Source organism: Streptomyces sp. NPDC058632, from assembly GCF_042717095.1.
GTDB lineage: Bacteria > Actinomycetota > Actinomycetes > Streptomycetales > Streptomycetaceae > Streptomyces.
The window spans coordinates 1-24,857 of record NZ_JBHXQZ010000109.1; the positions used below are offsets into that span (position 1 = coordinate 1).

The window sequence follows — 24,857 nt, forward strand, 5'->3', positions numbered from 1 at the left end:
CTCACCGACAGTGAGCCGGGCCGCGGCGCGTCTGTGTGTCCGTGTCCCCGGCCGGCGCGCGAGTGCGTGGGGGCGAGTTCGCGCGACGCCCGGGCCGGTTCGCCCGTGACGGTCCGGCGGGCGGCGCGACCGCCCTGCCCGCGTCGCCCTTCACTCAACCGTGACCTTCCGGGCCCCGCGTTCCGGCGGCCCCCACGGTGTTCGGTCCGTCGGCCGGACCGCGTGGACCTGGGTGTTTGCGCCCGCGCCCGTCGAAAGGGCGCGGGCCGTCGCGGGCGGCGTCAGGCCGGTGCGCCCATCAATTCCTGTCCGAATCATTGACGCGCCCGTGGCTCCTCCGTACTTTGTGCCAGCAAGCGCTTACTTGAAACGATTCATGAGGCGGACGCGACGTCGCGAGGAGGCTCGTATGCAGCAGGGCGGGAATTCGGAGGGGCGGGTCGCGAGGCGGGCCGGTAGGCGCACGGTCCTCAAGGCGGCGGGGGCCTCACTGGCCGTCGCGGGGCTGGGCGCCACGGCCACCGCGTGCGGCGGCGGAAGCGGATCGAGTGACGGAACGGTGACGCTCCGCTACTCCTGGTGGGGTGCCGAGGACCGGGCGGAGCGCATCAACAAGACCATCGCGCTCTTCGAGAAGAAGTATCCGAAGATCAAGATCAAGACCGACTTCCAGCCGTACACCGACTTCTGGAAGAAGTTCAACACGCAGGCTTCCGGGGGGAATCCGCCGGACGTGTTCCAGAATGCCATCGGATTCCTGCGTAAATACGACGCGAAGAACGTGCTGCTCGATCTCAGTGAGCAGGTGAAGGCGGGCCACCTCTCCATGGAGGGATTCCGGGCGGGCCTGGAGAAGTTCGGCGAGGTCGACGGCAAGCTCCTCGGCGTGCCCGTGGGGTCGAACTCGCTGGCCCTGGTCATCGACAAGCCCGTCTACACCCGGGCCGGCGTCAAGCCCGAACAGGGCTGGACCTGGGACGACTTCGACGAGGCGATGGCGAGGATCCGCGACAAGGCGGGCCGGGCCGGGGACAGCGGCATGTACGGCGTCATGTACCTCTACGACCTGTATCTGCGGCAGAACGGCAAGGCCTTCTTCACCGAGGACGGCCTGGGCTTCACCGAGGCGGATCTGACCCAGTGGTGGACCAAGGCCGAGAAGGGTGTCAGGACCGGCCTGTTCGCCGACCCGAAGAAGGTCGCCCAGATCAAGCCCAAGTCGGCGCTCTCCGCCGAACTCGCCGGAAGCGAGTTCACCTGGGACAACTTCACCGTCCGCTACACCTCCGAGGGCAAGAGCGAGTACGGCCTCGCGCCCATCCCCACCACGGACGGCAAGAAGACCGGCCAGTACCTCGGCTCCCTGATGCTCAGCGCCTCCAAGCGCACCCAGCATCCCAAGGAGGTCGCCCAGTTCATCGACTTCATGGTGCACGACCCCGAGGTCGCCAAGATCATGGGCTATGACCGCGGTGTGCCCACGACGCAGGCCCAGTACGACGCGTACCAGCCGACCGACCCGGTCAACAAGGCGATCGCCGCGTACGAGGAGTCCCTCGTCGAGGCGGGCGTCCTGGAACCGATCACCCCGCACCCGAACGGCGCCGACATCTGCGAGGCCGCCTTCCTGCGCATCGGCGAGGAGCTGGGCCTGGGCAAGCGCTCCGTGGCGGACGCCGTCAAGCAGTTCTTCACCGAGTCGAAGACGGCTCTCGCCGGCTGATGGGAAGCACCGTGACACACGCCCCTGCGACGGAGGACCTCACCCGGGACTCCGAGCCGCGGCACGGTCCGGTGACGTCCCCGCGCCCCGCCGCCCTCAAGCGGCGGGGCCGCCGGGAGAACCTGGCCGGCTACCTCTTCATGTCCCCCTGGATCGCCGGGTTCCTGCTGCTGACGGCAGGCCCGATGATCGCCTCCCTGTACTTCGCGTTCACCGACTACAACCTGTTCGACGCCCCCAGGTGGATCGGCCTGGACAACTTCTCCGAGATGTTCGCCGACCCCCGCTGGCGCCACTCGGTGCAGGTCACGCTCTGGTACGTGGCCGTCGGTACGCCGATCAAACTGATCGCGGCGCTCGGGGTGGCGCTGCTGCTGGCCCAGAAACGGCGCGGACAGGCCTTCTACCGGGCCGCCTTCTACGCGCCGTCGCTGATCGGGGCGAGCGTCTCCGTCGCCATCGTGTGGAAGGCGATCTTCTCCGACGACGCGATCGTCGACCGCGCGCAGAAGATTTTCGGGATCGACGTCGGCGGCTGGACCGGTGACCCGGACCTGATCATCTACAGCCTGGTGGCGCTCACCGTCTGGCAGTTCGGTGCCCCCATGGTCATCTTCCTGGCCGGCCTGAAGCAGGTGCCGCGCGAGCTGTACGAGGCGGCGGACGTCGACGGAGCGGGCAGGCTCCGGCAGTTCTGGAACATCACCCTGCCGATGATCTCCCCGGTCCTCTTCTTCAACGTTCTGCTGGAGACCATCCACTCCTTCCAGATCTTCAGCTCGGCCTACATCGTCGGCGGCGGCGCCGGAGGCAACGCGTGCGGTCCCGCGGACGGGACCATGGTCTATACCTGTTATCTGTACGTCCAGGGTTTCGAGAACAGCCGGATGGGCCTGGCCTCCGCCATGGCGTGGATGCTGCTGGTCGCGGTCGCCCTGGTCACCGCGGTGCTCTTCTGGTCCCAGAAGCGCTGGGTGCACTACGAGGAGGGCGGCCGATGAGCTCCCCCGATCTCTCGACTTCGCTCGGGCAGGGGGCGCCCCCATCGGCCCCCGACGTCACACCGGCCCGGTCCACCAGGGCGGGTGCCCTGCGGCGCAGGCTGCCCGGCTCGCTCGCCTGGCACATCGGGTCACTGGCGATCCTCGCGGTGCTCCTCTATCCGGTGATCTGGGTCATCGGCGGCTCCTTCAAGAGCAGCGAGGACATCGTCGGCAGCCTGGACCTCTTCCCGGCCGACCCGATCACCTCGAACTACACGAGCCTCGCCGACGGCATCGCGGACATCCCGATCTCCACGTTCTTCTTCAACTCGCTCTTCCTCGCGGTGGGTTCCGTGATCGGGATCGTGGTGTCCTGCTCACTGACCGCCTACGCCTTCGCGAAGATCAGGTTCGCCGGCCGCAATCTGCTCTTCACTCTGATGATCGGCACCCTGCTGCTGCCGTACCACGTCCTGCTGATCCCGCAGTACGTGCTCTTCCGCAACATGGACATGATCAACACGTACACCCCGCTCCTGCTGGGGAAGTACCTGGCCACGGAGGCGTTCTTCGTCTTCCTGATGGTGCAGTTCATGCGCAACCTGCCGAGGGAACTCGACGAGGCGGCCCGGCTCGACGGCTGCGGGCACTTCCGCATCTACTGGTCGATCGTGCTCCCGCTGTGCCGGCCGGCCCTGATCACCAGTGCCATCTTCACCTTCATCAACGCCTGGAACGACTTCATGGGCCCGTTGATCTACCTCAACGAGCCCGGCAAGTACACCGTCTCGCTCGGGCTGAAGATGTTCGTCGACCAGGAAGCGCTGGCGAACTACGGCGGCATGATCGCCATGTCCCTGGTGGCGCTGCTGCCGGTGCTGGCCTTCTTCCTGGCCTTCCAGCGCTATCTCATCGACGGCATGGCCACGTCCGGCCTGAAGGGCTGAGGTGAACCGATCATGACCGAGGCGCACGCCGAGGCCCGTGCCGCACGCGGCGAGTCACCGCTCGCCGGGAAGTTCGCCCTGTTCGCCGAGTGCCTGCTCACCGGGGTGTGGATCGCGCTGGCCTCGCTGCCGCTGGTCACCTACCCCGCGGCGTTCGCGGCCGGGTCCCGGCACCTCGGACGGCACCTCACCCACGAGCGCGGCGGACTGCGGGAGTTCGCGGCCGACTTCCGGTCGGCGCTGCGCGGCGGGTGGCAGGTCGGACTCGCCGGGTGGGCCGCCCTCGCCGTGGTCTGGGTGGACGTACGGGCCGTACGCGCCGGGCTGCCCGGCGGTGAACTCGTGGGCGCCGTCGGTGTGCTCGCCCTGATCGCGGTGGTCGTCGCCGGGCTGCGCGCGGCGGCGTCCTGGCGACCCGGGGACTCCTGGCGGGCGCTGCTCGCCGGGGCCGGCCACCGCACCGTGCTCGACCCCGCCGGATCCTTCCTGGTCGTCGGCGGGCTGGCCGTGGTGGTCTGTTCCGCCTGGTTCAGCGCGCCGCTCGCCCTGCCCGTCCTCGGCGCGGTCGCGGCGGCCGCCGTCGCCGTGGAGGAGCGCTACCGGCACCGCTGACGGGCGGTGCCTTCCTCACCAGGGCCGGCGCCCCGGCGCCGCGCCTCTGCCTGTCATGCCCTTGACATCACCTTGCATCCCGCACGGAAAGGAAAGGCCATGTCCCCCATCCCCCGCAGGTCCCTCCTGAAGGCAGCCGCCGTCGCAGGCGCCGCCGCCCAGTTCAGCTGGGCCCTCGGCAGCCGAGACGCCGTCGCCGCGCCGAGAGCCGAGACCGCCGCCGACGACCCCGTGACCCTGGACTGGCTCGAGGACGGCGGTCTGGGCGCGGCGCCCGGGTCCACCGTCGGCGTGCCCTGGCCCAAGGGCGCCCACCAGGACGACCGGACCTTCGCGCTGACCGACGCGGACGGCAGGGCCGTGCCCGTACAGTCCTGGCCCCTCGCCTACTGGCCCGACGGTTCCCTGAAGTGGACCGCGCACGCCGTGAGCTCCGGCACCGGCAAGCTCACCCTGACCACCGGCACCCCCGAGGTGCCCGAGAAGAAGGTCACCGTCGACCGGCGCGGCGGCACCATCGACATCTCCACCGGCGTCATCACCGCGAAGATCTCCAAGTCCGGCGCCACCGTCATCAGGTCCGTCACCCGCGGCTCCACCGAGATCGCCCGGAACGGGCGCCTCGTCCTGCTGCGCCAGCCCGAGTCCGAGGACGGCGACCAGACCACCGTCAGGACCGAGCGCTTCGACGGCGCCATCGACGACGTCACCGTCGAACAGGAAGGGCCGGTCCGCGCCGTCGTCCGCGTCGACGGCAAACACCGCAAGGGCCGCCGCGGTTGGCTGCCCTTCTCCATCCGCCTCTACTTCTACGCGGGCGCCGACTCCTTCCGCATGGTGCACACCATCACCTACGACGGCACCCAGGAACCCGGCAGGGCGAGCGGCGACTTCATCCGCGGCATCGGCGTCCGCTTCACCGTGCCCCTGCGCGACGAGTCCTACGACCGCCACATCCGCATCGGCGGCGAGGGCACAGGCCTGCTGCGCGAGGCCGTCAAGGGCATCACCGGACTGCGCCGGGACCCGGGTGCCGCCGTGCAGGCCGCCCAGTTCGCCGGCGAGAAGCTCCCCGACCCCGCCACCTGGGACCAGCGGGTCACCACCCGCCTGCAGTACATCCCCGAATGGGGCGACTACACCCTCTCCCAGCTCTCCGCCGACGGCTTCGCCCTGCGCAAGCGCACCAAGAAGGGCTACGGCTGGATCCCGGCAGGCGGCGGCCGGCGCGCCTCCGGCTTCGGCTACGTCGGCGGAGTCAGCGGAGGACTCTCCTTCGGCCTGCGCGACTTCTGGGAGAAGCACCCCGCCCAGCTCGACATCCGCGACGCCCACACCGACGCGGCCGAGGTCACCCTCTGGCTCTGGTCGCCCGAGGCGCAGCCCATGGACCTGCGCTTCTACCACGACGGCATGGGCCAGGACACCTTCCCCGAACAGCTCGAAGGCCTCAACATCACCTACGAGGACTACGAGCCCGAGTTCGGCACCCCCTACGGCATCGCCCGCACCTCCGAACTCCTCTTCTGGGCCAACGAGTCGACCCCGAGCGCCGAGGAACTCGCACAACAGGTCGAGGCCGTCCGCGTCCTCCCGCAGCTCGCCGCACCTCCGGGACAGCTCATCGGCGCCAAGGTGTTCGGCCCCGGCCTCTTCTCCGCACCCGACCGTTCCACCCCGGCGAAGGCGAAGATCGAGGACCACCTCGACTTCCTCTTCACCTACTACAAGGACCAGGTGGAGATGCGCCGCTGGTACGGCTTCTGGGACTACGGCGACATCATGCACACCTACGACACCGCCCGGCACCAGTGGCGCTACGACGTCGGCGGCTACGCCTGGGACAACTCCGAACTCTCACCGGACCTCTGGCTCTGGTACGCCTATCTCAGGAGCGGCCGCGCCGACATCTTCCGCTTCGCCGAGGCGATGACCCGGCACACCGGCGAGGTCGACGTCTACCACCTGGGCCAGTGGGCCGGCCTCGGCACCCGGCACGGCGTCCAGCACTGGGCCGACAGCGCCAAGCAGCAGCGCATCGCCAACACCACCTACCGGCGCTACTACTACTTCCTCACCGCCGACGAACGCGTCGGCGACCTCATGCACGCCAACGTCGACTCCGACGAGACCTTCCTCGTCCTCGACCCCATCCGCAAGATCCGCACCGAGCCGTACACCCCCGACCGGCACGCCCTGTCCATCGGCTTCGGCACCGACTGGAGCGGCCTGGTCTCGGCCTGGCTCACCGAATGGGAACGCCGGGGCCCGAAGTGGGAGAAGGCCAGGGCGCGCGTCCTGTCCACCATGGAGACCATCGCCGCCCAGCCCAACGGATTCGTCCAGGGCACCGGACTGTACGACCTGGACACCGGCAAGTTCGCGATCGCCGAGGAACCCGTGGTCGGCGTCTCCCACCTCTCGGCCGTCTTCGGCCTGAACGAACTGTGCGCCGAACTCATCGACCTCGTCGACATGCCGGCCTTCAACGAGGCGTACTACGACTACTGCCGCTACTTCAACGCGAGCAGGACGGAACAGGCGGCCCGCTACGGCTCCCACTTCGGCAGCCTGATCCTCTTCCAGGGCCATTCCCGCCTCGACGCCTACGCCGCCGTGCAGACCGGCGACGACCAACTCGCCGACCGGGCCTGGGACAAGTTCTACAACTCCGACGGCTACAGGGAATCCGCCCCCTGGAAGACCGAGAAGGTGACCGGCCCCACCGCCCTGGTCGCCGGCAGCGAGGCCACCTGGGTGTCCACCAACGACACCGCGCTCTACGGCCTCGCCGCCATCGAGAACCTCGCCCTGCTGGGCGACCGGATGCCGTAGGAGGCGGTAAGAGGCCGTAGGAGACCGTACGCCCCGGGCGCGGACGGGCACACTCCCTCCATGGACCGCAACCATTACCGCTTCCGCAGTCTGTGGAGCCTGCCCGCGCCCGCCGGGCCGGTGTACCGAGCCCTGGAGCGCGTCGAGGACTATCCCCGCTGGTGGCCGCAGGTGCGTGAGGTCACCAGGCTCGACGCCACCGGCGGGGCCGTCCGGATCCGCTCCGTACTGCCCTTCGACCTGAGGACGACCCTGCGCGAGACACGGCGCGATGCCGCGGCCGACATCCTCGAAGTACGTCTGTCGGGGGATCTCGAAGGATGGGCCCGCTGGACCGTCACACCCGCCGGCCCCGCCGGCACACTCGCCCGCTACGACCAGGAGGTCGACGTCCGCAAGCCCCTCCTGCGCCGCCTCGCCGTGCCCGGACGCCCCCTCTTCTGCGCGAACCACGCCCTGATGATGCGCTCCGGGCGGCGCGGACTGGCCGCGTACCTCCAAGCGGTTTGAACCGAGCCCGCCCGGCCCTGTATCGTTCGGTCCGTTCCCGGGCGATTAGCTCAGTGGGAGAGCGCTTCGTTCACACCGAAGAGGTCACTGGTTCGAACCCAGTATCGCCCACCGGGAAAGCCGGTCCGCCCCAGGCGGACCGGCTTCTTCGCGCTCGGAGCCACATGCCCGGAAGGAACCCCCACGCTGCTGACCGCAGTTCGGGCGCGGGTCCGGGCCGGCCGGCTCCGGGGTGCCGCTGCGGGCGAACCAGGCATGAAGGCCCCGGACCTGGCCCGCGTGCCGCACCGCCCGCAGGGTGGGGAGCTCGCCGGGGGACAGGCGCTCCGGACGGAACACGAAGCGGCGGCCCACTGCGCGGGTGACCCCCGGCGGCGCCACCGCGTCGCGGAAACCGCGGTCCTCCCCGGCGAGGCCCGCGGCGCCGACGACGATCACCGGGACGGCACGAGGGACGCGGGCGGGGACGGTGGCGGATACGGCCACGGGCAATGATTTCGACCCGCACCGGTCCGGGTCGGTACGATCGCACCCGTGCGTGCGCTCAGGTATGGCGCCGCAGCCCAGCCTTCAGTCAGGAGAGACCGGTGTCAGACGTCCGTGTGATCATCCAGCGGGATTCCGAGCGGGAAGAACGCGTGGTGACGACGGGCACCACGGCCGCCGAGCTCTTCGCCGGCGAGCGCGCGGTCGTCGCCGCGCGCGTGGCCGGTGAGCTCAAGGACCTCGCCCACGAGGTCGGGGACGGCGACACCGTCGAAGCCGTCGAGATCTCCTCCCCGGACGGTCTCGACATCCTCCGCCACTCCACCGCGCACGTCATGGCCCAGGCCGTGCAGGAGCTGTTTCCCGAGGCCAAGCTGGGCATCGGCCCGCCGGTCAAGGACGGCTTCTACTACGACTTCGACGTGGAGAAGCCGTTCACGCCCGAGGACCTCAAGGCCGTCGAGAAGCGCATGCAGGAGATCCAGAAGCGCGGCCAGCGCTTCTCGCGTCGCGTGGTGACCGACGACGCCGCCCGCGAGGAGCTCGCCGACGAGCCGTACAAGCTCGAGCTGATCGGCCTCAAGGGCTCCGCCTCGCACGACGACGGCGCGGACGTCGAGGTCGGTGCGGGCGAGCTGACGATCTACGACAACCTCGACGCCAAGACCGGCGAGCTGTGCTGGCGGGATCTCTGCCGTGGCCCGCATCTGCCGACGACCCGGAACATCCCGGCGTTCAAGCTGATGCGCAACGCGTCGGCGTACTGGCGCGGCAGTGAGAAGAACAAGCAGCTCCAGCGCATCTACGGCACCGCCTGGCCGACCAAGGACGAGCTGAAGGCTCACCTGGAGTTCCTCGCCGAGGCCGAGAAGCGCGACCACCGCAAGCTCGGCAGCGAGCTCGACCTGTTCTCCGTCCCGGAGCAGATCGGCTCCGGCCTCGCCGTCTTCCACCCCAAGGGCGGCATCATCCGCCGGGTCATGGAGGACTACTCGCGGCGCCGCCACGAGGAGGAGGGCTACGAGTTCGTCTACACCCCGCACGCGACGAAGGGGAAGCTCTTCGAGACCTCGGGCCACCTGGACTGGTATGCCGACGGCATGTACCCGCCCATGCAGCTCGACGAGGGCGTGGACTACTACCTCAAGCCCATGAACTGCCCGATGCACAACCTGATCTTCGACGCGCGCGGCCGGTCGTACCGTGAACTGCCCCTGAGGTTCTTCGAGTTCGGGACCGTGTACCGCTACGAGAAGTCGGGCGTCGTGCACGGCCTGACCCGCGCCCGCGGCTTCACCCAGGACGACGCGCACATCTACTGCACCCGCGAGCAGATGGCGGAGGAGCTCGACAGGACGCTCACCTTCGTGCTCGGCCTGCTGCGCGACTACGGCCTGACCGACTTCTACCTGGAGCTGTCCACCAAGGATCCCGAAAAGTTCGTCGGCACCGACGAGGCATGGGAAGAGGCCACCGAGACGCTGCGCCAGGTCGCCGAGAAGCAGGGCCTGCCCCTGGTCCCGGACCCGGGCGGCGCCGCCTTCTACGGCCCGAAGATCTCCGTCCAGACCCGTGACGCGATCGGCCGTACCTGGCAGATGTCGACCATCCAGCTCGACTTCAACCTGCCGGAGCGCTTCGACCTGGAGTACACGGCCGCGGACGGCTCCAAGACCCGCCCGGTCATGATCCACCGTGCGCTGTTCGGCTCGATCGAGCGGTTCTTCGCGGTGATGCTGGAGCACTACGCGGGTGCCTTCCCGGCGTGGCTGGCGCCGGTGCAGGCGGTGGGCATCCCGGTCGGCGACGCCCACGTGGAGTACCTGGAGAAGTTCGCCGCCGACGCGAAGCGCAAGGGCCTGCGCGTCGAGGTGGACTCCTCCTCGGACCGCATGCAGAAGAAGATCCGCACGCAGCAGAAGCTCAAGGTCCCGTTCATGATCATCGTCGGTGACGACGACATGAACGCGGGCACCGTGTCGTTCCGCTACCGCGACGGTTCGCAGGAGAACGGCATTCCGCGTGACGAGGCCATCGCCAAGCTCGTCGATGTGGTGGAGCGTCGCGTTCAGGTCTGACGTGCTCCCCGCCTGCGCGGGGACTGCCCCCGGGAGGCATCACGTCTCCCGGGGGCCTTTCTGCTCCAGCGGTGTGAAGTCATATGCTGCACACCATGACGAGCGAGCCTGAGCAGCAGATCGGAGTCGGAGTCCAGGACGCGTTTCAGCGTCTGTGGACACCGCACCGGATGGCGTACATCCAGGGCGAGAACAAGCCCACCGGCCCGGGTGCGGACGACGGCTGCCCGTTCTGCTCGATCCCGCAGAAGTCCGACGAGGACGGGCTCGTCGTGGCGCGCGGCACGAGCGTGTACGCGGTGCTGAACCTCTACCCCTACAACGGCGGCCACATCATGATCGTTCCGTTCCGGCACGTGGCCGACTACACGGAGCTGGACACCCCTGAGACCGCCGAACTGGCCCACCTCACCAAGCAGGCGATGACCGCCCTGCGCGCCGCGTCCGGTGCTCATGGCTTCAACATCGGCATGAACCAGGGTTCGGCGGCCGGTGCGGGCATCGCAGCCCATCTGCACCAGCACGTCGTGCCCCGCTGGGGCGGCGACACCAATTTCCTTCCCGTGATCGGCCACACGAGGGTACTGCCGCAGCTTCTGGCCGACACCCGCAAGATGCTGGCGGAGGCCTGGCCGACGGGCTGACGCGGGATCCGGCCGGCGGCCGTCGGCCGCCCGGCGATCGAGGACGAGGCGGTTCGGGCCGGCGGACCACGGGGGCGCGGGCCCCGGAGAGCTGCGCCCCGGCCCGCCCCGCACCTACCACGGCTGGACCGCCGGAGGCCTACGCGTCGTACACGTCGGCCTTCTTGGGTGCCGCGTCCTGGATGGCTCCGCTCAGGTTCGACGAGCGCGCGCCGAACTTCTCCGTGTCCACGCCGTTCTCCTTCAGCACCTTGATCGCCGCCGAGTGCACCGCCCGCAGGACCGGCGTGGCCGCGCGCAGCGCGTCGTCGGCCATGAAACGGTGCCGCCACGGCTTGTCCGCCCAGGCGTGCCGCAGACCGAAGGGCTCGGGCAGCGAGAGCTTGCCGCCCAGCCAGTAGAGCAGCGGCGGATACCAGGTCAGCGGTGCGCGGGCGGCCAGGCGCACCACCTCGTCGGTGTCGACCAGCGGGAGCTTCACCGTCCGGGTCTCCCAGAACTTGACCGACTTCTGGACCGACTTCTCCTTGGCCGCCGGCTTGCTCGTGAACAGGGGGTGCACCGGGCCCAGCGCATGCCCGGTGACCTCGATGCGCAGCGTCTCGTGCAGCACCGTCACCGTGATCAGCATGGTGAGGACCAACTGGCCGTCCCACAGCGTCCACTGCACGCCCAGGTAGTGCCGGTCGCCCGCGCCGAACTGCTGGTTGTTGCAGATCTCCTGTATGGCGTGCGACTTGATCTGGTACGCCTCGACGTCGGTGCCGTCGGGCCGGGACACCGCCCCCGCGTTCTCCCCGATCGGGGTGACGATCCAGTGCCGTACCGTCGGCTTGGGGAAGCCTCCGGTGTGCAGCGGGCCGCGCTCCAGCATGCGCAGCCGGTCGTGGATGGCCTTGATGACGTCCCAGCTGCGGAACGGGTTGATCTCCCGGTCCGGGTCGATCGGGATCAGCTCCTCGGCGAGCTGCCAGCTGCCCCAGCGCGTGCCCATGCCGAGTATCCCCTTGGGCCCGGCGTAGAACACGGAGTTGGACTGCTGCTCGGCGCTGAGCCGGGCCAGCGACTGGCGCAGCTGCTCGGCGGCCGTCTCGCCGGGGCTGCTCGGTACCGCCTCGGGCACCTTGGCGCCCACACTGCCGCCGGAGAGCAGGCTGCTCCAGCGCTCCCTGAGGTCGTGTGCCGTGCGTTCGCAGATCCGCTTGGCCCAGAACCAGCCGATCACCGGGGCGACGACACAGGCGCGCGCGTACCAGCCCCAGAATCCGTCGAAGGGCATCCGGAGCAGGAAGAGCGCGGCGAGGAGCCCCATCGCGACCAGCAGGACGGTGGCGAGCGCGCCGGCCCGCTTGTCCTCGCGCCTGGCGATGGTGGTGCGGATCTGGAAGACCAGCAGCCAGATCAGCAGTCCGGGCAGGAACAGCAGGCCGCACAGCGCCATCACGGCACTCAGCCAGTTGTCCCGCTCCCTGCGGATGCGGTGCGCCGCGAGGCTGTGCTCCACGACCACCTGCGGCTGGGTGCCGAAGGACTGGATGAGCGGTGCCCGCCCGGAACCCAGCATCCGGTCGATGACCGCCCGGGAGAACGCCTCGCCCAGATTCGGCCGGAACAACGCGATCCGGGGCTTGCCGACGGACGACTTGTGCCACTCGCTGTTGGCCTTGAGTATCTCGTCGGCCTCGTTGTCCCGGTAGGCGGCCGAGGCCAGCGCGAACGTCGGGGTCTGCCCCCCGTCGCCGGTGCTCGGCACCTGCGGACCGAAGAACTCCGCGTAACCGCCTTCAACGGCCATTTCCGCCCCCGATCGCCGCGACTGTCGTCTTGCGGCCTTCCCGACTTCCCTGCTGCGCACACCTGTTGAACTGGTCTTCAGGGTATCCGCAGCCACCGGCGTCCGGCGGTGGGCGGCCGAAAGCCGCCTGCCGGTACGAAGCACGGCCTCTGCGGGGGCGCATTCCGCGGCTGCCGGGTGCGTGTCCGGGCGCGGTGGTGCGCGGGCGCCCGCAGGACCGCCGGAGCTGTCGGCCGGGTGGCCGGCGTCCGGTCCGAGCCGTGAGGAGGCGCGGGCCGCCGCCGACCGCCCGCTGTTTGCCGCCTGTCGTCCGCCGTCAGGCGCTGAGTGCCTCCTCGCGGGCCCGCTCGGCGATCTGCGCCGGCATCGGCTCGTGCCGCACGTACCGGCGGCTGAAGCGCGCGGTGCCGTGCGAGAGCGACCGCAGGGCGACGCTGTACCGGCCGATCTCGATCTCCGGGACCTCCGCCCTGATGAGGGTGCGGCCGCCCGGCGACTGCTCGGTGCCGAGCACCCGGCCGCGCCGGCCGGACAGATCGCTCATCACCGGGCCCACGTAGTCGTCACCGACCAGCACGCTCACCTCGGCCACCGGCTCCAGGAGATGGATCCGTGCGTCCGCGGCAGCCTCCCGCAGCGCCAGCGCGCCGGCCGTCTGGAAGGCCGCGTCGGAGGAGTCCACCGAGTGCGCCTTGCCGTCCCGCAGCGTCACCCGTACGTCGATCAGCGGGTGACCGGCCGCGACTCCCCTGGCGGCCTGGGCCCGTACGCCCTTCTCGACGGACGGGATGAACTGCCGCGGCACCGCGCCGCCGACGACCTTGTCCACGAACTCGATGCCCGAACCGCCCGGCAGCGGCTCCACGTCGATCTCGCAGATGGCGAACTGCCCGTGCCCGCCGGACTGCTTGACGTGCCGTCCGCGCCCGGAGGCCCTGGTGCCGAACGTCTCGCGCAGCGGCACCCGGTGGGCCACGACGTCCACCTGGACGCCGTACCGGCTGCGCAGCCGCTCAAGGGCGACGTCCGCGTGGGCCTCGCCCAGGCACCACAGGACCACCTGGTGGGTGTGCCGGTTGTGCTCCAGGCGCATCGTGGGGTCCTCCGCCACGAGGCGGGCCAGTCCCTGCGAGAGCTTGTCCTCGTCCGGCTTGCTGTGCGCCTGGATGGCCAGGGGCAGCAGCGGGTCGGGCATTTCCCAGGGTTCCATCAGGAGGGGGTCGTCCTTGGCCGACAGGGTGTCCCCGGTCTCCGCGCGGCCCAGCTTCGCCACGCACGCGAGATCACCCGCGATGACGTGGGACACCGGCCGCTGCTGCTTGCCGAACGGTGTGGACAGGGCACCGATCCGCTCGTCCGCTTCGTGGAGGGCACGGCCCTCGTGGCCCCGGTCGGCCAGTCCGTGCCCCGAGACGTGCACCGTCTGGTCGGCGCGCAGGGTGCCGGAGAACAGCCGGATCAGCGAGAGGCGCCCGACGTACGGGTCGGACGACGTCTTGACGACCTCGGCGACCAGCGGGGCGTCGGGATCGCACGGCTTCAGCTCGCGCGGTGCGCCGTCGACCGCGGTCACGCGTGGTGTGGTGTGTTCCAGCGGGGTCGGGAAGCCGCCGGTGATCAACCCGAGCAGTTCGACCGTGCCGAGACCCTGGCGGGCGCCCTCGGCCGCGGGGGCGGCGGCCAGGACGGGGAAGAACACGCCGCGTGCGACGGCCTTCTCCAGGTCCTCGATCAGCGTCCTGACGTCGCACGGCTCGCCGCCGAGGTAGCGGTCCATGAGGCTCTCGTCCTCGCTCTCCGCGATGATCCCCTCGATCAGCCGGCTGCGGGCCTCCTCGATCAGCGGCAGCCGGTCCGGGTCGGGCTCGTGCTCCTCGCGCTCGCCGGAGGAGTAGTCGAACAGCTTCTGCGTCAGCAGCCCGATCAGGCCCGTCACGGGCGTGTGCCCGTCGGGCCCCTCCGGGCCGTGCAGCGGCAGGTACAGCGGCAGCACGGCGTCGGGATCGTCCCCGCCGAACGCCTGCGCGCACACGCGCGTCATCTCGGTGAAGTCCGCGCGGGCCGCTTCCAGGTGCGTGACGACGATGGCCCGCGGCATGCCGACGGCCGCGCACTCGTCCCACACCATGCGGGTCGAGCCGTCCACCCCGTCGGAGGCCGAGACGACGAAGAGGGCCGCGTCCGCCGCCCGCAGGCCGGCCCTGAGCTCACCGACGAAGTCGGCGTATCCGGGAGTGTCCAACAGATTGATCTTGATGCCGTCCCATTCGAGGGGCACCAGGGAGAGCTGTACCGAGCGCTGCTGCCGGTGCTCGATGTCGTCGTAGTCGGAGACGGTGCCGCCGTCCTCCACCCGGCCCGCCCGGTTCACCGCTCCCGCGGTCAGCGCGAGAGCCTCCACCAAGGTCGTCTTGCCCGATCCGGAGTGGCCGACCAGCACCACATTCCGTACGGACGTGGGGTGGTCGGCCGCCTGCGCCCTTCCGGCGGCTCCGGAGTGTGTGCGCGCCTTGTCGCCCATGGTCCTGCCTCCCGTGCACGGTGAGGTCACTGTGGGCGCGGACTCGCGGAATCCTCCCCGGGCCCGGCCCGGGGCACCCCGAGCGGTGACGGCTCCGGCGACGCCCGCGGTCCTTCGAGCTTTCCACCCCCGTCACGGTGCGTCCATACGAAGGACGCGATCCCGCCTCCCGGCGCTGCTCCGGGACGGGAATCCGTACGCCGGCCGTCCTCCGTGCCGGATCCCCGGGTGCCCGGCGTCGGCCGTGCGCGCGCGTGACTACGATGGGCCAGCCGGTGGCCAGTGGGGCCACGCGGCCACACCGACCGTCGGGAAGGCCATGCTGAACAAGTACGCGCGTGCATTCTTCACGCGTGTCCTCACACCGTTCGCCGCGTTTCTCATCCGGCGGGGGGTCAGCCCGGACACGGTCACGCTCATCGGCACCGCCGGTGTGGTCGCGGGCGCGCTGGTCTTCTACCCCAGGGGCGAGTTCTTCTGGGGCACGGTCGTCATCACGCTGTTCGTGTTCTCCGACCTCGTCGACGGCAACATGGCCCGCCAGCTGGGCCGCTCCAGCCGCTGGGGCGCCTTCCTCGACTCCACCCTCGACCGGGTCGCCGACGGGGCCGTCTTCGGCGGCTTCGCCCTGTGGTACGCGGGCGGCGGCGACGACCTCGTCCTGTGCGCCGTGTCGATCTTCTGCCTGGCCAGCGGCCAGGTGGTGTCGTACACCAAGGCGCGCGGCGAGTCGATCGGACTGCCGGTGGCCGTGAACGGGCTGATCGAGCGGGCCGAGCGGCTCGTCGTCTCCCTGGTCGCGGCCGGCCTGGCGGGCCTGCACGCGTTCGGCGTGCCCGGCATCCAGTACCTGCTGCCGGTCGCCCTGTGGATCGTCGCCGTCGGCAGCCTGATCACGCTGATCCAGCGGGTCGTCACGGTGCGCCGGGAGTCCGCCGAGGCGGAGGCCGCGGAGGCCGCCCAGGAGCAGGAGGCCGCCGGAGGGCAGGAGGCCCGCGGGAGCGGGGCCGCGAAGTGAGCGTGCAGGACCGCCTGAGCGACGCCCTGTACGGCGCCGGCTGGGCCACCGTCAAGAAGCTGCCCGAACCCGTCGCCGTGCGGCTCGGCCGGACCATCGCCGACATCGCCTGGAAGCGGCGTGGCCAGGGCGTGCTGCGGCTGGAGAGCAACTACGCACGCGTGGTGCCGGGCGCGAGCCCCGAGCGGCTCGCCGAACTGTCCCGCGCGGGCATGCGTTCGTACCTGCGGTACTGGATGGAGTCCTTCCGGCTGCCGGCCTGGAGCCCGGAGCGCATCGCGAACGGCATCGACATCAAGGACATCCACCGCGTGACCGACGGCATGGCGGCCGGCAAGGGCGTCGTCCTCGCGCTGCCGCACCTCGCCAACTGGGATCTCGCGGGCGCCTGGGCCACCACCGGGCTCGGCATCCCGTTCACCACCGTCGCCGAGCGCCTGAAGCCGGAGACGCTGTACGACCGGTTCGTCGCCTACCGCGAGGGCCTCGGCATGGAGGTGCTCCCGCACAGCGGCGGCAGCGCGTTCGGCACGCTGGCCCGGCGGCTGCGCGACGGGGGACTGGTCTGCCTGGTCGCCGACCGCGATCTGTCGGCCTCCGGAGTGGAGGTCGAGTTCTTCGGCGAGACCGCGCGGATGCCGGGCGGCCCCGCCCTGCTCGCCCAGCACACCGGGGCGCTGCTGCTGCCGGCGACGCTCTGGTACGACGACTCGCCCGTGATGCGGGGCCGGGTCCATCCAGCGGTCCCGGTTCCGACGTCAGGTACGCGGGCCGAGAAGACGTCTGTCATGACACAGGCGCTGGCCGACGCCTTCGCCACGGGCATCGCCGACCACCCGGAGGACTGGCACATGCTGCAGCGCTTGTGGCTCAAGGACCTCGATCCCGCGCGGGACCCCGACCAGGACGCCCGGAAGGGAACCCCGTGAGGATCGGCATCGTCTGCCCGTACTCCTGGGACGTGCCGGGCGGCGTCCAGTTCCACATCCGGGACCTGGCCGAGTACTTCGTCCGCCAGGGCCACGAGGTGTCCGTCCTCGCCCCGGCCGACGAGGACACCCCGCTGCCGCCGTACGTCGTCCCGGCCGGCCGCGCGGTGCCGGTGCCGTACAACGGCTCGGTGGCCCGGCTCAACTTCGGCTTCCTGTCTGCGGCCCGGGTGCGGCGCTGGCTGCACGAGGGCGCCTTCGACGTGATCCACATCCACGAGCCGACCTCGCCCTCGCTCGGCCTGCTGGCCTGCTGGGCGGCCCAGGGACCCATCGTCGCGACCTTCCACACGTCCAACCCGCGCTCCAGGGCCATGATCGCCGCGTACTCCATCCTGCAGGCGGCGCTGGAGAAGATCAGCGCGCGGATCGCGGTGAGCGAGTACGCCCGCCGCACGCTCGTCGAACACCTCGGCGGTGACGCCGTGGTGATCCCGAACGGGGTGGACGTCGGCTTCTTCGCCCGCGCCGAGCCCGAGCCCGACTGGCAGGGCGACACGATCGGCTTCATCGGCCGCATCGACGAGTCCCGCAAGGGCCTGCCGGTGCTGATGCGCGCCCTGCCGAAGATCCTCGCCGCCCGCCCGCGGACGCGACTGCTGATCGCGGGACGCGGCGACGAGAAGGAGGCGGTGCACACCCTGCCCGCCGAACTCCGTTCCCGGGTCGAGTTCCTCGGCATGGTCAGCGACGAGGACAAGGCCCGCTTGCTGCGCAGCGTCGACCTGTACGTGGCGCCCAACACCGGCGGCGAGAGCTTCGGCATCATCCTGGTCGAGGCGATGTCCGCGGGGGCGCCGGTGCTCGCCTCCGACCTGGACGCCTTCGCCCAGGTCCTCGACCGGGGCGCAGCCGGCGAACTGTTCCCCAACGAGGACGCCGACGCGCTCGCCGAGGCCGCGGTACGCCTCCTGGGGGACCCGGAACGGCGCACGAAACTGCGCGAGCGGGGCAGCGCCCACGTCCGCCGTTTCGACTGGTCGACCGTCGGCGCGGACATCATGTCCGTCTACGAGACGGTGACCGCCGGAGCCGCGGCGGTGGCGGCCGACGAGCGGACGACGGGGCTGTGGTCGCGCTTCGGACCGGCACGGGACTGACGGCGAGGACATGGCCACGGCCGGCATCACCGGCCCGTCCGGGCCGAAGCGGGGTCCGAGGGCGCAGCCCCCGGAGACGGCACCTCCGGTGAACGGCACTCCACCGGCACCGTCGCCCGCACCCGGGTACCCGGCGAACCCCGGCGGAGCGCCCCGGTAGCCTTGCCGCCCGTGACCGCAACCCTGATCTGGATCCTTGTCGCCCTGGTCGTGACCGGCCTCTACCTGAGCTGGACGGCGGGGCGGCTGGACCGGCTGCACGCCCGGATCGACGCCGCCCGTGCCGCGCTCGACGCGCAGTTGCTGCGCCGTGCCTCGGTGGCCCAGGAACTGGCCACGTCGGGGGTGCTCGACCCCGCCGCCTCGATCGTGCTCTACGAGGCCGCGCACGCCGCTCGGCAGACGGTGGAGGAGCAGCGGGAGGTCGCCGAGAGCGAGCTGAGCCAGGCGCTGCGGGCCGTCTTCGCCGAGTCGCAGCAGGTGGACGCGGTCAGGGAAGTGCCCGGGGGAGAGGACGCGGCCCTGGAACTCGCCGAGGCGGTTCGCAGAGTGCCCATGGCCCGCCGTTTCCACAACGACGCCGTACGGGCCGCACGCGCCCTGCGACGGCACCGCAAGGTGCGCTGGTTCCGGCTGGCGGGCCACGCGCCGTTCCCGATGGCGTTCGAGATGGACGACGAACCTCCGGCCGCCCTGATCGAACGTGTGGCCTGACCGGCAGCACCCACCGGGAGCCCGCACCGGACGCCCGTACCGGATGCCGGGCGGGGAGCTCAGCCCAAAACGATCCACCGCCCTTCCATTGGCTCTTGCCGCGGACTGGTCCGTTCACGTTTCCTCAGTGCTGCAGAAACCCCCTCTTCGCCATCAGTGAGGTCACTCGTGTCCAGCACGCTCTCCGAAAACCAGGGTCCCGAGACCGGCACCGCCCGTGTGAAGCGCGGCATGGCCGAGCAGCTCAAGGGCGGCGTGATCATGGACGTCGTCACGCCGGAGCAGGCCAAAATCGCCGAGGACGCGGGCGCCGTAGCCGTCATGGCCCTGGAGCGGGTCCCCGCCGACATCCGCAAGGACGGCGGCGTGGCCCGTATGTCCGACCCGGACATGATCGAGGGCATCATCGAGGCCGTCTCCATCCCGGTCATGGCCAAGTCCCGCATCGGCCACTTCGTCGAGGCGCAGGTGCTGCAGTCGCTCGGCGTCGACTACATCGACGAGTCCGAGGTCCTCACCCCCGCCGACGAGGTCAACCACTCCGACAAGTGGTCGTTCACCACCCCCTTCGTCTGCGGTGCCACCCACCTCGGCGAGGCCCTGCGCCGCATCGCCGAGGGCGCCGCGATGATCCGCTCCAAGGGCGAGGCCGGCACCGGCAACGTCGTCGAGGCGGTCCGCCACCTGCGTCAGATCAAGAACGAGATCGCCCGGCTGCGCGGCTTCGACAACCACGAGCTGTACGCCGCCGCCAAGGAGCTGCGCGCCCCCTACGAGCTGGTCAAGGAGGTCGCCGAACTGGGCAGGCTGCCGGTCGTGCTGTTCTCCGCCGGCGGTGTCGCCACCCCCGCCGACGCCGCTCTGATGCGTCAGCTCGGTGCCGAGGGCGTCTTCGTCGGCTCCGGCATCTTCAAGTCGGGCGACCCGGCCAAGCGGGCGGCCGCCATCGTCAGGGCGACCACCTTCTTCGACGACCCCAAGGTGATCGCGGAGGCGTCCCGCAACCTCGGCGAGGCCATGGTCGGCATCAACTGCGACACCCTCCCCGAGGCCGAGCGCTACGCCAACCGCGGCTGGTAGGCCCCGGGCATGAGCGACATCGTCATCGGTGTCCTGGCCCTCCAGGGCGACGTACGGGAGCACCTCGTCGCCCTGGCCGCGGCCGGCGCCGTCGCCAGGCCGGTGCGGCGCCCGGAGGAACTCGCGGAGGTCGACGGCCTGGTCCTTCCCGGCGGGGAGTCCACCACCATCTCCAAGCTGGCCGTCCTGTTCGGCCTGATGGAGCCCCTGCGCGCACGCGTGGGCGACGGCATGCCGGTCTACGGCACGTGCGCCGGGATGATCCTGCTCGCCGGCAGGATCCTCGATCCGCGCTCCGGTCAGGAGACCGTGGGCGGCCTCGACATGATCGTGCGCCGCAACGCGTTCGGGCGGCAGAACGAGTCGTTCGAGGCGGCGGTCGACGTCCGGGGCATCGCGGGCGGCCCCGTGCACGGGGTCTTCATCCGTGCCCCCTGGGTCGAGTCCGTCGGCGCCGGCGCGGAGGTGATCGCCGAGCACGACGGCCACATCGTCGCCGTCCGCCAGGGCAACGCGCTGGCCACGTCGTTCCACCCGGAACTGACAGGCGATCACCGGGTGCACGGCCTGTTCGTGGACATGGCGCGCGGATACAGGGAGGCCGACTCCCCGGGCCCGGCCCGGCACCTCCCGCCTGCCCGGCGGGCGGACGACGGGAAATGTCGGACCGGGCCCTTGTAGGATTCCTGCGTTCGTTGCAGAGATGGGTTACGCGAAGGAGACAGGCAGATGTCCGGCCACTCTAAATGGGCCACGACGAAGCACAAGAAGGCCGTGATCGACGCCAAGCGCGGCAAACTCTTCGCGAAGCTGATCAAGAACATCGAGGTCGCCGCGCGGATGGGTGGTGTCGACCTGGAGGGCAACCCGACCCTCTACGACGCCGTTCAGAAGGCCAAGAAGCAGTCGGTGCCGAACAAGAACATCGACTCCGCCATCAAGCGCGGCGGCGGTCTCGAGGCCGGTGGCGCCGACTACGAGACGATCATGTACGAGGGCTACGGCCCGAACGGCGTCGCGGTGCTCATCGAGTGCCTCACCGACAACCGCAACCGCGCGGCCTCCGACGTGCGCGTCGCGATGACCCGCAACGGCGGCTCGATGGCCGACCCGGGTTCGGTGTCGTACCTGTTCAACCGCAAGGGTGTCGTGATCGTCCCCAAGGGCGAGCTGACCGAGGACGACGTCCTCGGCGCCGTCCTGGACGCGGGCGCCGAGGAGGTCAACGACCTCGGCGAGTCCTTCGAGGTGCTCAGCGAGGCCACCGACCTGGTCGAGGTCCGCACCGCTCTGCAGGACGCCGGGATCGACTACGACTCCGCCGAGGCCAACTTCGTCCCGACCATGCAGGTCGAGCTGGACGAGGAGGGCGCCAAGAAGATCTTCAAGCTCATCGACGCGCTGGAGGACAGCGACGACGTGCAGAACGTCTTCGCCAACTTCGACGTGAGCGACGAGATCATGGAGAAGGTCGACGCATAGCGCCGCCGCGTGCACGACGATGCCGGCGGGCCGATGGGGACACGTCCTCACCGGCCCGCCGCTCCTGTCAGTGGCAGCCGATAGCCTGGCACACGTCAAGGATCACCGTCCGCCGGACCGCAACCATCGATTGAGGAACCCCGACGGCGGTCGACCAGGTCCGCGAGAGCGGCGGCGGATCAGCCGCGAAGAGGGGTGCAGGGTGCGCGTGCTGGGGGTGGACCCGGGACTGACGAGGTGCGGTGTCGGAGTGGTCGAAGGGGTCGCCGGGCGGCCGCTGACCATGCTCGGCGTGGGCGTCGTGCGCACGCCCGCCGACGCCGACCTCGGTCACCGTCTCGTCGCCATCGAACAGGGCCTCGAGCAGTGGCTGGACGCATACCGGCCGGAGCTCGTCGCCGTCGAGCGCGTCTTCAGCCAGCACAACGTCCGTACGGTGATGGGCACCGCCCAGGCGAGCGCCGTCGCCCTGCTGTGCGCCTCCCGCCGCGGGATCCCGGTCGCCCTGCACACCCCGAGCGAGGTCAAGGCGGCCGTGACCGGTTCCGGACGTGCGGACAAGGCGCAGGTCGGTGCGATGGTCACCCGTCTGCTGCGGCTCGACGCGCCTCCGAAGCCCGCCGACGCGGCCGACGCCCTCGCCCTCGCCATCTGCCACATCTGGCGGGCCCCCGCGCAGAACCGGCTCCAGCAGGCCGCCGCCCTGCACGCCTCACGCACACCCGCCGCACGCACGGCCGCATCGAGGGCGTCCGGCCCGAGAACGACCACAGCGCCGAACCCGTCGCCGAATCCGTCATCCAGCCCATCGCCCGACCCACCGAAGGGGCGCACCGCATGATCGCCTTCGTCAGCGGCACCGTCGCCGCACTCGCACCCGACGTCGCGGTCGTCGAGGTCGGCGGTGTCGGCATGGCCGTCCAGTGCACGCCGAACACGCTGTCCACGTTGCGCGTCGGCCAGGCCGCCCGGCTCGCCACCTCCCTCGTCGTGCGCGAGGACTCGCTCACCCTCTACGGCTTCGCGGACGACGACGAGCGGCAGACCTTCGTCCTGCTGCAGACCGCCAGCGGTGTCGGCCCCCGCCTCGCCCAGGCCATGCTGGCCGTGCACACCCCGGACGCGCTGCGCCGGGCCGTCGCGACCGCCGACGAGAAGGCGCTCACCGCCGTCCCCGGCATCGGCAAGAAGGGCGCACAGAAGCTGCTCCTGGAGCTGAAGGACCGCCTCGGCGCACCGGTGGGCACGGCGGCCGCGGCGAGCCCCGTCACCGCGGGCTGGCGCGACCAGTTGCACGCCGCCCTGATCGGCCTCGGCTACGCGACGCGCGAGGCCGACGAGGCCGTTGCCGCCGTCGCTCCCCAGGCCGAGGCGGCCGAGGGAACGCCCCAGGTGGGCGCGCTGCTGAAGGCGGCCCTGCAGACCCTGAACCGCGCCCGTTAGCCCCGTACCGCCGTTCCCCCGTAGCCCCGCATCCCCGTACCGCCCGCCGCCCCGCCCGGCTAGGAGACTTTCAGTGAACTGGGACGACACGACCGACCCCACGGCCGCCGAGCGGCTGGTGGGATCTGTCGCCGACGGGGAGGACCAGGCCGTCGAGGCCGCCCTGCGCCCCAAGGACCTGGACGAGTTCATCGGCCAGGAGAAGGTCCGCGAGCAGCTCGACCTCGTGCTGCGCGCCGCACGCGCGCGCGGCGCCACCGCCGACCACGTGCTGCTCTCCGGCGCCCCCGGCCTCGGCAAGACCACCCTCTCCATGATCATCGCGGCCGAGATGGAAGCCCCCCTCCGCATCACCTCGGGACCGGCCATCCAGCACGCCGGCGATCTCGCCGCGATCCTCTCCTCCCTCCAGGAGGGCGAGGTCCTCTTCCTCGACGAGATCCACCGCATGTCCCGGCCCGCCGAGGAGATGCTCTACATGGCGATGGAGGACTTCCGCGTCGACGTCATCGTCGGCAAGGGGCCCGGCGCCACCGCCATCCCTCTCGAACTGCCGCCCTTCACCCTGGTCGGCGCCACCACCAGGGCGGGCCTGCTGCCGCCCCCGCTGCGGGACCGCTTCGGCTTCACCGCGCACATGGAGTTCTACGAGCCCACCGAGCTGGAGCGGGTCGTCCACCGCTCGGCGAGCCTCCTGGACGTAGGCATAGAGATCGACGGCGCCGCCGAGATCGCCGGCCGTTCGCGCGGCACGCCCCGCATCGCCAACCGTCTGCTGCGCCGCGTCCGCGACTACGCGCAGGTCAAGGCCGACGGGCGGATCACCAGGGAGATCGCCGAGGCGGCCCTCGCGGTCTACGAGGTGGACGCCCGCGGCCTCGACCGGCTCGACCGGGCGGTGCTGGAGGCCCTGCTCAAGCTGTTCGGCGGCGGCCCCGTCGGCCTGTCCACGCTCGCCGTCGCGGTGGGGGAGGAGAGGGAGACCGTGGAGGAGGTCGCCGAACCCTTCCTCGTACGGGAGGGGCTGCTCGCCCGTACCCCGCGCGGCCGGGTCGCCACGCCGGCTGCCTGGGCGCACCTCGGCCTCACCCCGTCCGGCTCCGGAGCCGCCGGAAACGGACAACGGGACCTGTTCGGGGCGTGAGGCGGACGGCACTGGCCACGCCAGGAACCCCGGTGCCATGCTGAGCGTTGTTCCCTGCGCGCGAACTCGCCTAGACTCCGCCGATGCCACCCTTGTCGGCGGCATCACATACCCCCAACCATCAGGCCGTTCACCATCGCGGTCGTGTGAAGGAAGTCCGACCCGTGAGTCTCCTGACCCTCCTCCCGTTCATTGTGCTCATCGGGGCCATGTTCCTGATGACCCGGTCGGCCAAGAAGAAGCAGCAGCAGGCCATCGATATGCGGAACCAGATGCAGCCGGGTTCCGGTGTCCGCACGATCGGGGGTATGTATGCCACGGTGAAGGAGGTCAGTGACGAGACGGTGCTCCTCGACGCCGGACCCGGTGTCGAGCTGCTGTTCGCGAAGAACTCCATCGGTGCCGTCCTGACCGACGAGGAGTACAACCGGATCGTCCACGGCATCGAGCACGACCTGAAGTCCGACGCCGATGTCGTCCCCGACGACGCCTCCTCCCTCACCGAGACCGACGACTCCTCCTCCGCCGCCTCCGACGACGCGCCGGTCGATTTCGGCAAGAAGGACACGGCCGAGACGGCCGAAGCGCCCGCCGACACCGCCGACGCCGAGCCGGCCGATGCCGGCACCGACGCCGCCGACCGGGCGAAGACGGACGAGCAGGCGAAGAAGTCCGAGGGCGGTTCCGAGGCGAATTTCCTCCAGCCGCTGGCCGACGCCGGTTCGGTGGGCAACACCCTCTACGGCCTGCCCT

The 24,857-nt window shown here is 70.7% G+C and carries 20 protein-coding genes, 1 tRNA gene and 2 pseudogenes; 20 read left to right on the forward strand and 3 right to left on the reverse strand.

The features are described 5' to 3' along the window. Window positions 1-409: 409 nt before the first annotated feature. The 7 genes from ACFWVE_RS30335 to ACFWVE_RS30365 all read left to right on the forward strand — a co-directional run bounded on the left by ACFWVE_RS30335 (window position 410) and on the right by ACFWVE_RS30365 (window position 7,721). Window positions 410-1,723 (forward strand): ABC transporter substrate-binding protein, encoded by a 1,314-nt coding sequence (locus ACFWVE_RS30335; RefSeq protein ID WP_384020841.1) that lies wholly within the window; start codon window positions 410-412, stop codon window positions 1,721-1,723. Continuing rightward, window positions 1,723-2,724, forward strand: coding sequence for a carbohydrate ABC transporter permease (locus ACFWVE_RS30340; protein ID WP_384020844.1), 1,002 nt, complete (start codon window positions 1,723-1,725; stop codon window positions 2,722-2,724). Before ACFWVE_RS30335 ends, ACFWVE_RS30340 begins: the two co-directional genes overlap by 1 nt. Beyond that, window positions 2,721-3,653: a carbohydrate ABC transporter permease gene (locus ACFWVE_RS30345; protein WP_384020847.1), complete on the forward strand. Its 933-nt coding sequence runs from the start codon at window positions 2,721-2,723 to the stop codon at window positions 3,651-3,653. Before ACFWVE_RS30340 ends, ACFWVE_RS30345 begins: the two co-directional genes overlap by 4 nt. A gap of 12 nt (window positions 3,654-3,665) precedes the next feature. After that, window positions 3,666-4,265 (forward strand): hypothetical protein, encoded by a 600-nt coding sequence (locus tag ACFWVE_RS30350; RefSeq protein ID WP_384020850.1) that lies wholly within the window; start codon window positions 3,666-3,668, stop codon window positions 4,263-4,265. 99 nt (window positions 4,266-4,364) lie between these two features. Then, window positions 4,365-7,100 (forward strand): Tat pathway signal sequence domain protein, encoded by a 2,736-nt coding sequence (locus ACFWVE_RS30355; protein ID WP_384020853.1) that lies wholly within the window; start codon window positions 4,365-4,367, stop codon window positions 7,098-7,100. 60 nt (window positions 7,101-7,160) lie between these two features. Beyond that, on the forward strand, window positions 7,161-7,610 hold the full coding sequence (locus ACFWVE_RS30360) for an SRPBCC family protein (protein WP_384020856.1): 450 nt from the start codon (window positions 7,161-7,163) through the stop codon (window positions 7,608-7,610). 39 nt (window positions 7,611-7,649) lie between these two features. Next, window positions 7,650-7,721: transfer RNA gene (locus tag ACFWVE_RS30365), tRNA-Val, on the forward strand. A gap of 102 nt (window positions 7,722-7,823) precedes the next feature. On the opposite strand, the pseudogene ACFWVE_RS30370 reads toward ACFWVE_RS30365, so the two are convergent. Continuing rightward, a pseudogene (locus ACFWVE_RS30370) lies at window positions 7,824-7,997 on the reverse strand (3'-5' exonuclease); the annotation flags it as partial. A gap of 200 nt (window positions 7,998-8,197) precedes the next feature. On the opposite strand from ACFWVE_RS30370, the gene thrS reads away from it, so the two are divergent. Both thrS and ACFWVE_RS30380 read left to right on the forward strand, forming a co-directional pair. Next, complete coding sequence (thrS, locus tag ACFWVE_RS30375; protein WP_384020859.1) at window positions 8,198-10,174, forward strand: threonine--tRNA ligase; 1,977 nt, start codon at window positions 8,198-8,200, stop codon at window positions 10,172-10,174. An 83-nt stretch (window positions 10,175-10,257) separates the two neighbouring features. Beyond that, window positions 10,258-10,818, forward strand: a complete 561-nt coding sequence (locus ACFWVE_RS30380) for an HIT family protein (RefSeq protein ID WP_384020862.1) — start codon at window positions 10,258-10,260, stop codon at window positions 10,816-10,818. 139 nt (window positions 10,819-10,957) lie between these two features. Here the strand turns inward: ACFWVE_RS30380 and ACFWVE_RS30385 are convergent, their stop codons facing one another. Next, on the reverse strand, window positions 10,958-12,613 hold the full coding sequence (locus ACFWVE_RS30385) for a hypothetical protein (protein WP_384020865.1): 1,656 nt from the start codon (window positions 12,611-12,613) through the stop codon (window positions 10,958-10,960). A gap of 316 nt (window positions 12,614-12,929) precedes the next feature. Next, window positions 12,930-15,134, reverse strand: coding sequence for an elongation factor G-like protein EF-G2 (locus ACFWVE_RS30390; RefSeq protein WP_384020868.1), 2,205 nt, complete (start codon window positions 15,132-15,134; stop codon window positions 12,930-12,932). A gap of 263 nt (window positions 15,135-15,397) precedes the next feature. On the opposite strand from ACFWVE_RS30390, the pseudogene pgsA reads away from it, so the two are divergent. From pgsA to yajC, 11 genes and pseudogenes are all read left to right on the forward strand, one after another. Then, window positions 15,398-16,152 (forward strand): annotated as a pseudogene (gene pgsA, locus ACFWVE_RS30395) (phosphatidylinositol phosphate synthase). After that, a complete protein-coding gene (locus ACFWVE_RS30400) occupies window positions 16,149-17,081 on the forward strand; it encodes a phosphatidylinositol mannoside acyltransferase (protein ID WP_384020870.1) in 933 nt (310 codons plus the stop codon). The pseudogene pgsA and the gene ACFWVE_RS30400 overlap by 4 nt, the downstream one beginning before the upstream one ends. Continuing rightward, window positions 17,078-18,241 carry a glycosyltransferase family 4 protein gene (locus tag ACFWVE_RS30405; protein WP_384020873.1) on the forward strand — a complete coding sequence of 388 codons (1,164 nt, stop codon included), beginning with the start codon at window positions 17,078-17,080 and terminating at the stop codon, window positions 18,239-18,241. The genes ACFWVE_RS30400 and ACFWVE_RS30405 overlap by 4 nt, the downstream gene beginning before the upstream one ends. Window positions 18,242-18,412: 171 nt before the next feature. Then, window positions 18,413-18,955, forward strand: coding sequence for a hypothetical protein (locus tag ACFWVE_RS30410; protein ID WP_384020876.1), 543 nt, complete (start codon window positions 18,413-18,415; stop codon window positions 18,953-18,955). Between the two features lie 168 nt (window positions 18,956-19,123). After that, entirely contained in the window at window positions 19,124-20,035 is a 912-nt protein-coding gene (gene pdxS / locus ACFWVE_RS30415) for a pyridoxal 5'-phosphate synthase lyase subunit PdxS (protein WP_384020879.1), read from the forward strand. Window positions 20,036-20,044: 9 nt separating this feature from the next. After that, window positions 20,045-20,716, forward strand: a complete 672-nt coding sequence (pdxT, locus tag ACFWVE_RS30420) for a pyridoxal 5'-phosphate synthase glutaminase subunit PdxT (RefSeq protein WP_384020882.1) — start codon at window positions 20,045-20,047, stop codon at window positions 20,714-20,716. Window positions 20,717-20,764: 48 nt separating this feature from the next. After that, window positions 20,765-21,517, forward strand: a complete 753-nt coding sequence (locus ACFWVE_RS30425; RefSeq protein WP_384020885.1) for a YebC/PmpR family DNA-binding transcriptional regulator — start codon at window positions 20,765-20,767, stop codon at window positions 21,515-21,517. Between the two features lie 202 nt (window positions 21,518-21,719). Next, window positions 21,720-22,358: a crossover junction endodeoxyribonuclease RuvC gene (gene ruvC / locus ACFWVE_RS30430; RefSeq protein WP_384020888.1), complete on the forward strand. Its 639-nt coding sequence runs from the start codon at window positions 21,720-21,722 to the stop codon at window positions 22,356-22,358. After that, window positions 22,355-22,960 carry a Holliday junction branch migration protein RuvA gene (ruvA, locus tag ACFWVE_RS30435; protein WP_384020891.1) on the forward strand — a complete coding sequence of 202 codons (606 nt, stop codon included), beginning with the start codon at window positions 22,355-22,357 and terminating at the stop codon, window positions 22,958-22,960. The genes ruvC and ruvA overlap by 4 nt, the downstream gene beginning before the upstream one ends. 73 nt (window positions 22,961-23,033) lie before the next feature. Continuing rightward, window positions 23,034-24,104, forward strand: a complete 1,071-nt coding sequence (ruvB, locus tag ACFWVE_RS30440; protein ID WP_384020894.1) for a Holliday junction branch migration DNA helicase RuvB — start codon at window positions 23,034-23,036, stop codon at window positions 24,102-24,104. A 164-nt stretch (window positions 24,105-24,268) separates the two neighbouring features. Beyond that, window positions 24,269-24,857: preprotein translocase subunit YajC (yajC, locus tag ACFWVE_RS30445; RefSeq protein WP_384020897.1), on the forward strand; the 589-nt coding region annotated here is incomplete at its 3' end.